Here is a 14,206-nt window from a genome sequence, read left to right on the forward strand (position 1 = left end):
GTCAGCTGTCCTTCAGTGTGATCACAGCTGGATCGGCGTTGTCGTAGAGCCGTTCCAGCATTTCGGCGCGGCGCGTCAGCACCTTGCGGAAGTTGAGGTTTCCCTTCGCAGTCATCTCACCGTCACCCATCGAGGGCGGTTCGGAGAGAACGAGGGCGCGGGTGATGAGCGAGGCGGAGCCAGAGGTTTGGCCGGCCCGCTCGGCAAGGCGGTGGCGGATTTCGCGCTTCAGGTGCTCGCCGATCAGTGCGCCATCGGCGGCGTCTTCCTCGAAACCAGCCTTTTTGAGCGCCCCCATGTTCGGGAAGATCAACAGGCCGATCTCCTTGCGGTCGGCGCCCGTGATCACAAGATCGGAAGCAATGCCATCCAGCAGTTTCAGCGCCTCCATCCGCAGGCCCGCCGCGCGGACCCAGGTGCCGGTTTGCAGCTTAAAGTCCTCTGATATCCGGCCGTCGAACTTCATCCCCTTATTGATGTCGCCCGCGTCGACGAAGACCATCGCATCGCCGGTGATGAAGAAACCCTCTTCGTCGAAGGCCTCTGCCGTCTTCGCCGCGTCCTCGAAGTAGCCGGGCATGATGTTCGGCCCCTTAACGCGCACCTCGCAGCGCATCTCCTCATCGGGGATGAGCTTGGTGGTCACGCCGGTCAGCGGAACGCCGACGATGCCGGAGCGGTCAGTCGGTTCGTGCTGGAGCATGGTGGCCGGGGCGGTTTCGGTCAGGCCCCAAGAGGAGGTCATTAGCGGGAGCGCGCCGCGCACCTCCATCGCCATCTCTTCCATCGCCGTCCACACGTCTTGCGGCAGCGAGGCGCCTGCGTAGAAGATCATGTCGAGTTCCGAGAACACGCTGCGGCGCAGGGCCTCGTCGCTCTTCATCGCCTCCACGACCATGCCAAAGCCGACCGGCACGTTGAACCAGATGGTCCCGGCCTTCATGGTCAGGTTCTCCAGCGTCCGGTCGATCAGTGCAGGCGTCGGCTTTCCGTCGTCGATGTAGATCGAGCCGCCGTTGGCCAGCATCATGTTGAAGTTGTGCGACCCGCCGAACACGTGGTTCCACGGCAGCCAATCGACGATCCGGGGCGGCTTGGTACCAAGGAAGGGCAGGGCGTCGAGCAGCTGGGCCTGATTGGCGCACATCATGCCATGGGTTGTGATCACGGCTTTGGGGTTGGAGGTCGAGCCGCTCGTCAGCAGGTATTTCGCCACCGTATCTGGGCCAATTTTCGCGTGGATAGTGTCGATTTCAACGCCACTGTCGCCTTTCAGCAGGTCACTGAACGCAACCATCCCCGGCTCGGCGTTCACCGAGACGAGCCGCTCCAATGCGGCGATTTCGGGCAAGGCGAGCGCCTCTGCGTAACGAGCGGCGTCATCGGCGTAGATCATCCGCGGCTTTACCAGTTCCACCGCATGCTTCAGCCGCCCGTGGGCGCCGTGGATCAGCGCGTATTGTTCGGCCACGGGCACCAGTGGAATGCCCACGTATTGGGCGGCGAGTGCCAGCAATCCGTGGTCCACGCCGTTGCCCGACATCACCAGAATCGGCGTGTCGGCGCCAAGGCCCCGGCCGACCAGCGCCGACCCAATGGCGCGAACCTGCTCCAGCACCTCGGCGTAGGCCAACTCGCGCCAGCCAGCGCCGGAGCGCTCGGCGATGAACACGCGGTCCGGTGCCTCCTCGGCCCAGCGGTGCAGCCAATCGCCTGTGACCCGCGCGGGTGTGCTCATCTGGTAGCCGGAGCGCAGCAGCATGGTGCCATCCGCACGGGTCTCTTGCTCGACCCTATGCGCCAGATATCGGCTGTCGGTGGTCATTTCGGGCTCCTCCCCAGTTTGCCGTTGCGCTCGATCCGGCGCAGGGCGGTGATCAGCAGGTCGAGTTCGGCATCCGTCAGCCCCTCGGCCATACGTTTGTCATGCGCGCTCACGGCGATCCGGGCCTCCTCGCAGAGCGCGAGGCCCTTTGCGGTTACGTGCAGCGCATAGGCGCGGCGGTCGTCTGGGGCGCGGTCGCGGGTGAGCAGCCCGGCCTGCTCCAGCTCATCGAGGATCACCACGAGGTTTGGCCGCTCGATGGCCAGAAGTTCCGCCAATTGCGATTGCCGCAAGCCGGGGTTCTCCATCACAACGACCAGCGCCGAGAAGGTCACCATCCGCAGGCCGAAGGGCGCGAGTGTGGCGTTCACATCCATCTGGATCATGTGAAACGCCCGCTTCATGTTGTAGCCGACGTGGCCGCGCAGCCCCTCGTCATCCGGGTCGGGCTGCACGAGTTGGGGGCGCGGCGCGGGCATCAGCTGAACTTCGGTGCGCGCTTTTCAAGGAAGGCGGCCAGCCCCTCCAGCGCGTCGGGTGAGGTCTGTGTCAGGGCGGCACAGAGACTTTCCGTAAAGAGCCCATCGGCCTTGGCCATGTCTTCTATCCGGGCGATGGCCTGCACCATGATGTAGTTGGAGAGCGGCGCATTGGAGGCGATCTTTTTCGCCAGCTCCATCGCCAGATCGAGCGCCTCGCCCTCGCCCACGGCATAATGCGCGAGGCCAAGCGCCTTGCCCTCCTCATGGCCATATTTCCGGCCGGTGAGCATCATCTCGATCATCCGGTCGGCCCCGAGGATGCGGCCCACGCGCACCGTGGCCCCGCCGCCCACGAAGATCCCGCGCCGCCCCTCGGGCAGCTGGAAGATCGTCGAAGGCTCGGCAATGCGCACATGGGTCGATGTCGCGAGCTCCAGCCCGCCGCCGATCACCGCGCCATACATGGCCGAAACCACCGGAACGCCGCCAAACTGGATGCGGTCCATCACCTCGTGCCAGCCGCGCGAGTGGCGCATGGTGCCCTCGGCGTCGCGCGCCTTGTGCTCGCTCAGGTCGAGGCCCGAGCAGAAGTGCCCCTCGGTGCCGGTCAGCACCACCACGCGCACGCCCTCGGGGACCTTGCGGAAGAACCCGTCGATTGCCTCCAGCAGCTCGTCGCACATGGCGTTGCGCTTGCCGGGGCGGTTCATGGTGAGCACGGCGATGCCGTCATCCCTCACGTCGATTTTCAGCATGTCGCTCATCGTGTTTCCTTATCGGGGCGGCAGGCGGGTGGCGCCGTCGAGCCGGATCACCTCGCCGTTCAGGTAGGCGTTTTCGACCATGTGCTGCACCAGCATGGCGTATTCGCGCGGCAGGCCGAGACGGTGCGGGTAGGGCACGTTGGCGATGATCGCCTTGGTCGTCTCTTCCGGCAGGCTCTCCATCATCGGCGTGTTGAAAAGGCCGGGGGCGATGGCGTTCACGCGGATGCCGGTCTTGGCGAACTCACGCGCCGCCGGCAGGCACATCGAGGCGACGCCCCCCTTGGAGGCCGCATAGGCCGCCTGCCCAAGCTGGCCGTCCTGGTAGGCGGCGGAGGCGGTGTTCACGATCACGCCGCGCTCGCCATCGTCGTTCAGCGCGGGCAGCTCCTGCATCAGCCGGGCGGCGTGGGACATCACATAGTAGGTGCCGAAGAGGTTCACCTTCAGCACCTTCTCGAAAAGATCGGTGGAGAGCTTGCCTTCCCGCCCCACGATCCTCGCTGCCAGCCCGAGGCCGGCGCAGTTGACCGCGATTCGCGGGGCCTCGCCCAAGTCGCTCGCCGCCTTCTCGACCGCTGCCTGCACTGCCGCCTCGTTGCTCACATCCGCCGGACAGGCCGCGCCGCCAACTTCTGCCGCCACGGCCTCTGCCGCCTCGGCGTTGTAATCAAGCACGGCGACCTTCGCGCCAAGCCCGGCCAGGTGCCGCACAGTCGCCGCGCCAAGGCCGCTGCCGCCGCCCGTCACGAGGGCTACGTTTCCGCTGATATCCATGAGTCCTCCCAGACGAATTTAAAACAGTTATAACTCATACCTAAATTTGCGCAAGCCACCCGCGCACGGCTTTGGCGCGGGTGTCAGACCGGAATGAGAAAGAGCGTGATGATCGGGAATGCCACAAGGATGGCGACCCGCACGATGTCGGAGGTCACGAACCACATGACCGCCTTGTAGGTCTCGACCATGGGCGTTTTGCGGTCCATCGCGTTGATGATGAACAGGTTCATCCCCACCGGCGGCGTGATCAGGCCGACCTCCACAACGATCAGCACGAGGATGCCGAACCAGATCGCGACATGCTCCAGCGAGACCCGGGCGAGGTTGGATTCGTTCGCCCCGCGCAAGCCGATGGCCTTCATCGTCTCGTCATCCAGCGTCGCGCCCGATTCGAGCGTTGCGCGGGCGGCCTGCACCACGTCGGGCGTCGTCTCGCCGAAAATCGCGGCAATCTGCATCGGGGCAAGGCTGGCGGCATCAGCCACGGTGCCGAGGCCCAGCACGGCCATCTGCTCATTCGCCCCTTCCAACTCGCGTGCAAAGCGGCTTTCGCGCATGCCCTCTATCGCCCCGGCCTGTAGCCCTTCGAACCACATCTGCGCTTCCGCGAACCAGCTCTCGAACCGGGCCTCCTGAAGCGCGTGCAGTGAAATCAGGCCAAAATCGAGGTTGGAGATGATCGGGAAGAAGATCGGGATCGTCAGCAGGATCATGCTGAGGCTGTCCATCAGGCAGCCGAAGACGAGATAGAAGGCGAGGATGATGATCAGCACCATCCACGGGCTCCAGCCGAGGCCGACGATGGTGTTCGAGAGTTCCTGCGGCACTTGGGAGAGCGCGAGGAACGAGTTGTAAAAGCCCGCGCCCAGCACGATGAAGAAGATCATCGCCGTGGCCTGGGCCGTGCTGATGATGCTCTCCTTGAACCGCGCCCAATCAAGCTGGCCGCTCACCAGAGCAATCAGCCCGGTGCCCGCCGCGCCCACGGCCGCGCCCTCGGTCGGGGTGAACCAGCCAAGGTAGATGCCGCCGACCACGAGGCCGAAGACCAGAAGCACCGGCCAGACATCGAGCAGCGCGCGGATGCGTTCGCTGTAGGGCACCGGCTCACGGGTACCAGCGGCGTCCGGGTAGAGCCGCACGTAGATGCTGATGGTGATCATGTAGCCGATGGCCGCAAGTACGCCGGGGATGAAGGCGGCGAGGAACAGCTTGGCGATGTTCTGCTCGGTCAGGATCGCGTAGATCACGAGGATCACCGAGGGCGGGATGAGGATGCCCAGTGTGCCGCCCGCGGCCAGCGTGGCGGTGCTGAACCCGCCCGAGTAGCCGTAGCGCCGCAACTCCGGCAGGGCGACCCGGCTCATGGTGGCCGCAGTGGCGAGCGAGGAGCCGCAGATCGAACCGAAGCCGGCACAGGCGCCCACCGAGGCCATCGCCACGCCGCCCTTGCGGTGGCCCAGCCAGCTTTCGGCTGCCTTGAACAGCGCCGTCGACATGCCCGAGAGCGTGGCGAACTGACCCATCAGCAGGAACATCGGGATGATGCTCAGCGAATAGCTGGAAAAGGTCGTGTAGACCTCGCTCTTCAGCTTGGCGAGGAACACGGTCGAGCCGCCGGTCGCGTAGTAGAGCCCGCCAAGGCCGACGACGAGCATGGCGAGGCCAATCGGCGCCCGCAGGAAGATCATGATGAGGAGGATCGGGAACGAGAGGTATCCCAGTTCAAGCACGCTCAATGTGCCGCTCCTTCTGCTTTGGGCAGCCAGTGCTGATCGGTGGTCAGCTCCATGATCCGCCCCACGGCGCAATAGACCGCGACCAACGAGGCGACGACGGCGGCGATGAAGCTGGCGAGGAAGGCCCACCAGATCGGGAATTGCAGCAGCAGCGAGGTCTCACCGTTGCCGAGTTTGTCTTCGAGGCCGTAGTAAAGCCGCCAGGTGATCAGCAGCACGATCACGGTAAAGACGATCTCCCAGAAAGTGATGATCACCGCGTTCGTCCGCTTCGACAGGAAGGAGGTGAACACATCCACCGTCGCATGGGCCGAGAACAGCTGGCAGATCGGCAGGAAGGAGAAGATCGCAAAGGCGATGCCGGCCTCGACGATCTCGAAATCGCCGTTTACAGGGCCAACTCCGGTGCCGAGCAGCGTGTTGGCCAGCCCCTCGGCGGCGTTCTGCAGAAAGTCTGAATGACCAAAGGTGTTGAGCCCGCGCCCGACCACGCTGATGCAGGTGAGGAGGATCAGCGCCACCAGCACGACCCCGCCAGCCAATGCCATGCCTCTTGCAAGACCTGTCATGAATCTAAGCACTGTCTCCCCCTCCCCAAGGGCGCGCCCGGCCTTGTTTCCCTAAGGCTGGCGACGCGGCTCCCCTAGCCTGAGTTGCACGCCATTTCCAGCTTCACTTTCGGTTTTTGAATGATGCTCCCGCAAGATTCATCCACCGCCGCCGAAGCCCTGCAATTTCGTTATGGCACATAACTATATTGGACGCGCACCTGTAAACCCTGTTTATGCCGGCGCTGCGCCCAATGTCTCACTCGAGACGGCCCCCTCAAGCCCGGTCGAACCATAAAGCCAAGCGACGGCCTCATACCAGTCTGCCGGCTTCTTGGCGCTCATCACGGTGTTGCGAAGCTCCGCATGTGCGCCTTCAGGGTGGTAGACATGGGTGCCGATCTCGCGGCTTTGCAGTTGGATGCGGGCGGTGCGCTGGCGGCGCATTTCGTTGTAGCGGGTCAGCATCTCCCCCACCTCACCGCCCTGTTCGGCAAGGTGCGACAGCGCCACCGCATCCTCCATCGCCATGCAGGCACCCTGCGCGAAGTATTGCATCGTCGGGTGCGCCGCATCGCCCAGCAGGGCCACGCGGCCATGCACCCAGTTCAACACCGGGTCACGGTCGCACAGCACCCAGGCCTTCCAGTCCTTGCCCTTCTCGATGATCTGCCGCGCCTTCGGGCTGATGTGTTCGAACCCCCGCGCCACCTCCTCATGGGTCACCGGCTTGCCCGCCACCGGCTCGGGCGCGTGGTTGTGGTAGGTCACCACAAGGTTCCACGTCTTGCCGCCCTGAAGCGGGTAGTGAACGATGTGGCACTTCGGCCCGGCCCAGAGCGTTGCAGCGTTCCAGCGCAGATCTTCCGGCATGTCCTCGGTCGGGATCACCGAGCGATAGGTCGAGTGGCCCGACACGCGCGGCATCCCGTCCCCGACCAGTTGCTGCCGGATCTTGCTCCAAAGTCCTTCCGCCCCGATCAGTGCCTTGCCCGTGACCCGCTCGCCGCTCGCGAGGACGGCGCTGGCGCTGCTCTCGTCCTGCTCGTAGCCCGTCACCTCGCAGGAGGTGCGCAGCTCGACCAGATCATGCGCCATGCAGGCCTTCAGAAACACGCCGTGCAGATCGCCCCGATGCACCACCGCATAGGGGTTCTTGAACCGCGCCCTGAAGTCATCGCCCAGAGGGATGCGGGTGATCTCGTCACCGCTCATTGCATCCATCAGGCGCAGGTTGTCGATATAAACCGCCATCTCCCGCGCGGTGTCGCCCACACCAAGATAGTCGAAGGCATGGAAGGCATTGGGCCCCAGCTGAATGCCCGCGCCGATCTCTCCCAGCTGGCTCGCCTTCTCCAGCACGATGGAGCGCTCGCCCTTCTGGGCAAGGCCTATTGCGAGGGCGAGTCCGCCTATCCCACCGCCTGCAATCACGAAACGGTCGTTGCTCATCGGGTCTCCTCCCGGGTTGTGGCTAGTCAGCGCCGATTATTCGGCATCGGGCTGTTTGCTCGGGTGCGCCGCGGCAAAGGCTGGCAACGCATTGCAGGCCTCCGCGATGCGCCGCACGTTCGGCATGGCGCTCAGGTCTACCTTGAACCGCGCCGCAGAGAAGACCTGAGGAACGAGGTAGATATCGGCCATCCCCGGCGCGTCGCCAAAGCAGAAGTCCTGCGCCTGCCGCTTGGCAAGCAGCGCCTCACAGGCCGCCAGACCGTCGCCGATCCAGCGCTGGCACCACGCCTCCACGCCTTCCTGATCCTGTCCGAATTCGCCGCGCAGGTATTGCAGCACCCGCAGGTTTTGCAGCGGGTGGATCTCGCAAGCGATGGCGGCGCAGAAGGCCCGCACATGGGCGCGCTCAATCGGATCATCTGGCAGCAGCTTCGGCTCCGGGTAGGTCTCGTCGAGCCACTCCAGAATGGCGGGCGATTGCGTCAGCACCTCGCCGCCCTCCAGCTCGAAACTCGGCACCAGCCCCTGCGGGTTCAACGTCTTGTAGCCCTCACCCTTCTGCGCGCCGCCATCCTTGGTGAGGTGGACGGACACGAAGTCATAATCCACCCCCTTCAGGTTACAGGCAATCCGGCAGCGGTAGCTGCTGGACGACCGGAAATAGCCATGAAACTTCATTCCGCCGGCCCGATATCGAGCGCGATCGGCGCAAGGCCGTTGATCCCGCCGGTCAGCTTGTCACCCGCCACGACCGGGCCAACGCCCTCGGGCGTGCCGGTCAGGATGATGTCACCGGGCCGCAGGTGATAGAAGCCAGAGAGGTGGGCGATCACCTCGGGCACCTTGTGAATGAGCAGATCGAGGGTCGAATCCTGCTTCTGCGCCCCGTTCACCTCCAGATGAATCCGCTGCGTGCCCACGTTGAATTCGCTCGCCTTGGTCATCGGCGAGAGCACGCAGGAGCCTTCAACATCCTTGCCCAGCATCCACGGCCGCTTCTTGTTGCGCGAGGCGATCTGCTGGTCGCGCCGGGTCATGTCGAGCCCGCAGCCATAGGCATAGACCGCCGCCGCCCCCTGCTCGGGCGTGCCCTTGAACACCTCCGCGCCCAGCGCCACCGCAAGCTCCATCTCGTGATGAAAGTCCTCGGTGCCCGGCGGGTAGGGCAGGGTGCTTCCGGTCGGCAGCACGGCATGCAGCTGCTTCGAAAAGTAGAACGGCGCCTCCCGATCCACCTCGAACCCCATCTCCTCGGCATGAGCGGCGTAGTTCCGGCCAACGCAGAAGATGCGGTGGATCGGGTATTCCGCGCTTTCACCCTCCACCGGCACGGATTTCACCTCCGGGGCATCAAACAGGTAGTCGGTCATCGGGCGCGTTCCTCGTAGTAGTCCAGCTTCTCCTGAAGCGGGCGGTCATGGATGCGAACGAGGAAGGCTTCCTCATCCGCGTGATGGGTGATTTCTGCAAAGACGGGCGCGGTAAAGGTGTCTTTCGCCCCCCAGTCGATCCGCGCGCCGTTGACGATGGAATGGCCCTTGCCCTCGATCACGTGAAAGGCCGAAGAGCAGGAGCGGAGCGGCGGCGCTTCAGTGCCGCCCGCCTCGATCATCATGGCGGTGAAGCCCATGGTCGGCAGCACATCCGTCCCGGTCTCGGGGTTGATGTAATCCAACTCCACCACCGGGCCGCCATCGTATTTCATCGTCTCCACAAGCGCCTCGCGGGTCCGCGCCCAGGGGTAGCGGGCCATCGGGTAGCGCTTTTTCTGCGCCCCCAGCTTGCGGGCCGGGGCGAGACCGGCGGCGCGATAGTCGATCTGGCTGGGGTCGGGCCGGTTGCGCTGGTTTTGCAGCGGGCCTTCCTCGGCATAGGAGCCTTCGAGGTAGACAAAGAGCGGCAGGTCGAGCGCATCGAGCCAGACAACCGGCTCTTTACCCTCATGCCCGTGGTCATGCCACTCGCCGCCGGGGGTGAGCACAAGGTCGCCCTCCTGCATCGGCAGTTTCTCTCCGTTCACCACCGTATAGCCGCCCTCGCCCTCCACGATGATCCGCACCGCGCTCGGGGTGTGCACATGGGCCGGAGCCGTCTCGCCCGGTAGCAGGAACTGGAGGCCAAGGTAGATCGAGGAGGTTGCCTGCATTGCGCCCGTCCCGCGCCCCGGATCGCTCAGCACCAGCACTCGGCGCTCGGCCTTTTCCACCGGCGTCAACTCGCCCGCGCGATGCAGCAGCGGGCGGATCGCCTCGTAGCGCCAGTGGCCCGGCTTGGTCACCGGCTTGGGCGCGCCATGAGGCAGCACGTTGCGCATCATCGGCCAGAGCGGGGCCACGCCCGCCGCCGTCATGTCTTCCCGGTAGTCCTCCGGAAGCTCCTTGAGTGTTCCGAGCTGAGCCATCGCTTCCTCCCTGTCGCGTTATTGGTATGCATACTTACTATAAGCATGCTTGTCAATTGCCCTCCGCGACTCTACCCTGCCAAGCCATCCGCCCCACCACAAGAGGCCCGCCTTGCCCGCCATCCACAACATGCCCGGCCACCTGATCCGCAGGCTGAACCAGATTGCGGTGGCGATCTTCACCGAGCGGCTGGCCGAGCGCGGGCTGGAGCTGACCCCGGTGCAATATGCTGTGCTCTCCACTCTGGGCGAGTCCGAGGGGCTGGGGCAGGCGGCGCTTGCCGGGGCCGTGGCCTATGACAAGGTCACCATCGGCGGCGTGCTCGACCGGATGGAGAGCAAGGGCCTCGTCACCCGCCGGGTCAGCCCGCGAGACCGCCGCGCCCGCGAACTCTCGCTCACCGAGCAAGGGGCCGCCCTGCTGGCCGAGGCCAAGCCGGTCGTCGCCGCCCTGCAATCCGATATCCTCGCCGGGCTCGACACCGCCGAGCAGGCCACCTTCCTGAGCCTTCTGCAAAAGGCCACCGAGGCGGGCAATGCACTCAGCCGGGCACCGCTAAAGCTCTGAGCCGGCTTGCCAGACGCGCTGCACGTTCAGGCTCTCATCCAGCGCGATGAAGTCGGCCGGTGCCTTGGGCCTGAGCCGCCCCACCTCGGCCTCCACCAGCGCGCCAGGCACGCCGGTCGCCATCGCAATCGCCTCCTCCACGCTTAACCCCATCAGCCGCACCGCGTTCTGCACCGCCTGAGCCATCACCAGATCGGCCCCCGCCAGAGTGCCATCGGCCAGCGTGAGCCGCCCGTCCCGCCGCAAGATCTCGCGCCCGTCCAGCGTGAAGTTGGCAATCTCGCTGCCTGCGCAGGCCATCGCATCGCTGACCAGAAACAGCCGCCCCGGCCCCTGCTTGGCTCGAGCCGCCAGCCGCATGGTCTCCGGGTGCACATGCACCCCGTCGCAGATCAGCCCGGCGCTCAGCTCGCCGCAGGCCAGCGCCGCGCCCGTCAGCCCCGGCGCACGACTCTCCATCTGGCTCATCGCGTTGAACAGATGGGTCACGCACCGCGCGCCCGCCGCCGCATAGTCTCTCGCCCGCTCGAAGGTGCAGGCAGCATGTCCGAGCGAGACCAGCACACCATCCGCCGCCAGCCGCTCGACCTGCCCCAAGCTCACGCTCGCAGGCGCTAGCGTCACCTTCAGCCGTCCCCGCACTGCCAGAAGCCGCGTGAGGTCGTCCTGCTCCATCGCCCGGATCAGCCCGGGGCTGTGCGCCCCCGCCTTCGCGGGGTCGAGGTGCGGCCCCTCCAGATGCAGCCCGATCACGCCCGGAACCGCCGTTTCCACGGCGGCAATCGCCTGCTCCGTAGCATCGGGCGCGGCGGTGATGAGGGTGGGCAGGATCGAGGTCGTGCCGCATGCTGCATGGGCGCGCGCCATCACCCTCAACCGCTCGGGCGAAGGGCCGTCGTTCAGCATCACCCCGCCGCCGCCGTTCACCTGCAAATCCACGTAGCCCGGCGCGATGGTCTCCGCCCCGGACTCCACCAAAGCGCAGCCCTCGGGCAGTTCTCCCGGCGCGGCCAGCCCGCGCACCACCGGCCCCTCGACCACCAGCGCCACGCCCCGGCGCAGCGCGGCACCGTCATGTACGGCCCCGGCGGTGTAGGCGACGGCGCTCACGGGCGCTGCTCCAGCGCGAGGGCAAGCGCCCCATCCAGCGCCGAGCCGCGCGCAGGCACCAGCGCGTCTTGCATCTCCTGCGGCAGAAACCCGGCATAACGCGGCCCAGCGCCGCCGGTCAGGCAAATCGCATCGCCCGCCGACCAGCCCAGCGCCATCAGCCCCCGCGCAACGTAGTCGCCGCCGCGCACCAGCATGTGCCGTGCCACCGCGTCACCTTCAGCCTCGAACACCCTCGGCGCAAGGCTGGCAAACTCCTGCGGCCGCGCGCCCGCGGCGAAGGCCACAACGCCAGAGGCGCCGCCAAACTCTGCGCTCACCGCCCGCGTTAGCGGCGTGGCAGGCTCCATCCCGTCCGCCACCGCCAGCACGGCGCGCAACAGCTCCCGCCCCAGCCAAGCGCCCGAGGCCTCGTCGCCCAGCACCAGCCCATGCCCGCCGATGGTGGCGAATCCGGCCTCTCCCTGACGCGCAAGGTAGGAGCCAGTGCCGATACCCGCCACGAAGCCCGGCTCTGCGCCGATTGCCCCCCGCACCGCAGCGCGCTGATCTTCCTCCACCACGCCCGGCACCGGCAGCGCTTCGGCCACCGCATGCGCAATGGTCTCGTCGACAACACCCGCAATCGCGTAATGCGCCGGGAGGCCTTTCAACGCCTCCACCGCAACGCCTGCCGCTTCCGCCGCCCGCGCCAGCAGTGCCGAGACCTCAGCCACCGCGCCCGCCCTGTCGCTCGTCGCATTGGCTGGCCCGCCGATCACCTCGTAGCGGGCACCGTCCCACAGCAGCACAAGCCGCGAGCCGCTTCCGCCGCCGTCACAGCCGATCGCCCGCGCAGCCGCCATCGCGCCGCTACCTCCCGCCATACGTGCAAACCCGGTCTGCACGTTGCGAAAAAGCGCCGTTCTCGCTAGCGTTTCGGCGGGGAGATTCATGTGCCATCGGGGGATTCACATGCCAGACCAGAGTGTCCAAGCGGTTGCCAAGCACATCCTGTCGCTCGGCGACGTCGAAGTCGCTGATTTCATTCGGTGTGAAGTATCGCACAAACGTCTCAGCTCCAAACTGCACCTGCTGAACGACGGGGTCCGTCGCGGCAATTCCGATTCGCGCGAGCTGGCGCTTCAGGCCATCGAGCGGCTGGGCTTCGTCTGACAGGCGGGGCCGTCTGCGCTGCATCGGCGCTGGCCCGCTCCCGTCAGTTACTCAGCTGATTGCCAACACCCACCGCGCTGCCCACCAGCGAGAAAATCGTGCGCGCGTTCGTCACCGGGCTTTCGGTCACAAGCACCGTGTCCTGCGGGTGGATCGCGAACTTTTCAGCCGAGAACAGGCCATCGGCCCGCGTGAGATCGATGGTGAAGACCGTCCGCACGTTCTGCGGCCCCTTCACCCCGTCCGCCCGCACCGCGCGCGGGCTGTAGTGCCGCAGGATCAGCACGCCCTTGGGGTTGGCCCGCGTGTCTTCCAGCCCGCCGATCAGCGACATCGCATCAAGCGCCGAAATGTGCTCTTTCTCGAAGTAGATCAGCTGCTCCGTACCGCTGGCGCCAAGCGCGCGGAAGTAGCGATCATCGGCAAACAGCATCACCTTGTCGCCACCCACCAGCGTGGTGTCGAGCGAAGGGTTGTCATAGAGCCGCTGAAGCGAGGTGGCATAGGTGTGGCCGCCGCGGATCAGGCGCACACGCGGGTTGCGCAGCCCTGCCTGCGGCCCACCACCCTGAGCGATCAGGCCAAGCACGGTAAATCCGCCATCGGGCAGCGCCACGGTGCCCGGCGCGTTGACCCCGCCCACCAGTGAAACAGCGCTCGCGGTGCCGGGCAGCACGGTAAGCTGCACCTGCGCCGAGGGGACGATCTCGATCATCCGGCTTTCCAGCTGGCGGCGGGCGGCATCGGCCGTTTTGTCGGCAATGCGCTGCTCGCCAAGATAGGGCACGTAGATATGGCCGCTCTGATTGACCCGGAGGTTGCGCAGTTCAACCAGCTTGGCGCCGGTCGGAGTGATGAGCGAGTTGTCCTCTGAATCCCAGATGATCAGGTCGACCCGGTCGAAGGGCTTGATATGCGGCTCGCCAGTGCGCCCCGAGCCACGCAGCCAACCATCCGAGCGGATGCCACTGCCGGTATAGGGCCACGAGGCAAAGCGGGGCAGCAGGGCGCGGGTCACTGGGTACACCGCGATCTGCGGGTTCTCCGCATTCTGCTCCTTCAGCACCTCGTTCGAAATCGCGGCTCCCCGCGGAAGCGAACAGGCCGCCAGAAGCAACATCACGATCAATGGCCGGAAAATCTTCACGCCGCTGTCCCTTGCGCCCGTTCGACGCGGTCTTTGCGCCGCACCTTGGGCACAAAATAGAGGGGCAGGCACAGTCAGGTCAACCAAGATGCTGCGGTCCTTGCGCAGCGGCACCCTCCCGCCACCCTTGGCCAAGGGCCGCTGGAATCATTCGGATTTTTACCATCATTTTAAGCAGCTTGTTCGCAAGATGCGCCGTTCAGCCACAATCGCGCCCCGGCTCCCGCCCGTG

General features: G+C 65.8%; 15 protein-coding genes. 2 read left to right on the forward strand and 13 right to left on the reverse strand.

The window, feature by feature from the left end:
* Position 1: 1 nt before the first annotated feature.
* The 10 genes from ACUXVX_RS01160 to ACUXVX_RS01205 form a co-directional block, all read right to left on the reverse strand.
* Complete coding sequence (locus ACUXVX_RS01160) at positions 2–1,825, reverse strand: feruloyl-CoA synthase (protein WP_446310002.1); 1,824 nt, start codon at positions 1,823–1,825, stop codon at positions 2–4.
* Positions 1,822–2,304 carry a MarR family winged helix-turn-helix transcriptional regulator gene (locus ACUXVX_RS01165; protein WP_222471432.1) on the reverse strand — a complete coding sequence of 161 codons (483 nt, stop codon included), beginning with the start codon at positions 2,302–2,304 and terminating at the stop codon, positions 1,822–1,824. The genes ACUXVX_RS01160 and ACUXVX_RS01165 overlap by 4 nt, the downstream gene beginning before the upstream one ends.
* Entirely contained in the window at positions 2,304–3,071 is a 768-nt protein-coding gene (locus ACUXVX_RS01170) for a crotonase/enoyl-CoA hydratase family protein (RefSeq protein WP_446310003.1), read from the reverse strand. Before ACUXVX_RS01170 ends, ACUXVX_RS01165 begins: the two co-directional genes overlap by 1 nt.
* 9 nt (positions 3,072–3,080) lie before the next feature.
* On the reverse strand, positions 3,081–3,848 hold the full coding sequence (locus ACUXVX_RS01175) for an SDR family NAD(P)-dependent oxidoreductase (protein WP_446310004.1): 768 nt from the start codon (positions 3,846–3,848) through the stop codon (positions 3,081–3,083).
* Positions 3,849–3,931: 83 nt separating this feature from the next.
* Positions 3,932–5,590, reverse strand: coding sequence for a TRAP transporter large permease (locus ACUXVX_RS01180; protein ID WP_446310005.1), 1,659 nt, complete (start codon positions 5,588–5,590; stop codon positions 3,932–3,934).
* Positions 5,587–6,138, reverse strand: coding sequence for a TRAP transporter small permease (locus ACUXVX_RS01185; RefSeq protein ID WP_446310006.1), 552 nt, complete (start codon positions 6,136–6,138; stop codon positions 5,587–5,589). The genes ACUXVX_RS01180 and ACUXVX_RS01185 overlap by 4 nt, the downstream gene beginning before the upstream one ends.
* 234 nt (positions 6,139–6,372) lie before the next feature.
* Positions 6,373–7,590: a 3-hydroxybenzoate 6-monooxygenase gene (locus ACUXVX_RS01190; RefSeq protein ID WP_446310007.1), complete on the reverse strand. Its 1,218-nt coding sequence runs from the start codon at positions 7,588–7,590 to the stop codon at positions 6,373–6,375.
* A gap of 36 nt (positions 7,591–7,626) precedes the next feature.
* Entirely contained in the window at positions 7,627–8,271 is a 645-nt protein-coding gene (gene maiA, locus ACUXVX_RS01195; protein ID WP_446310008.1) for a maleylacetoacetate isomerase, read from the reverse strand.
* Positions 8,268–8,963 (reverse strand): fumarylacetoacetate hydrolase family protein, encoded by a 696-nt coding sequence (locus ACUXVX_RS01200; RefSeq protein ID WP_446310009.1) that lies wholly within the window; start codon positions 8,961–8,963, stop codon positions 8,268–8,270. Before ACUXVX_RS01200 ends, maiA begins: the two co-directional genes overlap by 4 nt.
* The gene (locus ACUXVX_RS01205) at positions 8,960–9,994 is read right to left on the reverse strand and encodes a cupin domain-containing protein (protein ID WP_446310010.1); all 1,035 of its coding nucleotides are present in this window, start codon (positions 9,992–9,994) and stop codon (positions 8,960–8,962) included. The genes ACUXVX_RS01200 and ACUXVX_RS01205 overlap by 4 nt, the downstream gene beginning before the upstream one ends.
* A gap of 112 nt (positions 9,995–10,106) precedes the next feature.
* Between ACUXVX_RS01205 and ACUXVX_RS01210 the strand changes: the two genes are divergently transcribed.
* Entirely contained in the window at positions 10,107–10,562 is a 456-nt protein-coding gene (locus ACUXVX_RS01210) for a MarR family winged helix-turn-helix transcriptional regulator (protein WP_446310011.1), read from the forward strand.
* On the opposite strand, the gene nagA is transcribed toward ACUXVX_RS01210, so the two are convergent.
* Entirely contained in the window at positions 10,551–11,672 is a 1,122-nt protein-coding gene (gene nagA, locus ACUXVX_RS01215) for an N-acetylglucosamine-6-phosphate deacetylase (RefSeq protein WP_446310012.1), read from the reverse strand. The two genes, ACUXVX_RS01210 and nagA, sit on opposite strands and share 12 nt — an antisense overlap.
* The gene (locus ACUXVX_RS01220; RefSeq protein ID WP_446310013.1) at positions 11,669–12,517 is read right to left on the reverse strand and encodes a BadF/BadG/BcrA/BcrD ATPase family protein; all 849 of its coding nucleotides are present in this window, start codon (positions 12,515–12,517) and stop codon (positions 11,669–11,671) included. The genes nagA and ACUXVX_RS01220 overlap by 4 nt, the downstream gene beginning before the upstream one ends.
* A gap of 109 nt (positions 12,518–12,626) precedes the next feature.
* Between ACUXVX_RS01220 and ACUXVX_RS01225 the strand changes: the two genes are divergently transcribed.
* Positions 12,627–12,827 (forward strand): hypothetical protein, encoded by a 201-nt coding sequence (locus tag ACUXVX_RS01225; protein ID WP_222471423.1) that lies wholly within the window; start codon positions 12,627–12,629, stop codon positions 12,825–12,827.
* 43 nt (positions 12,828–12,870) lie between these two features.
* On the opposite strand, the gene ACUXVX_RS01230 is transcribed toward ACUXVX_RS01225, so the two are convergent.
* Positions 12,871–13,974, reverse strand: a complete 1,104-nt coding sequence (locus ACUXVX_RS01230) for a polysaccharide biosynthesis/export family protein (RefSeq protein ID WP_446310014.1) — start codon at positions 13,972–13,974, stop codon at positions 12,871–12,873.
* Positions 13,975–14,206 lie beyond the last annotated feature (232 nt).

The organism is Vannielia sp. SX4 (assembly GCF_052828525.1).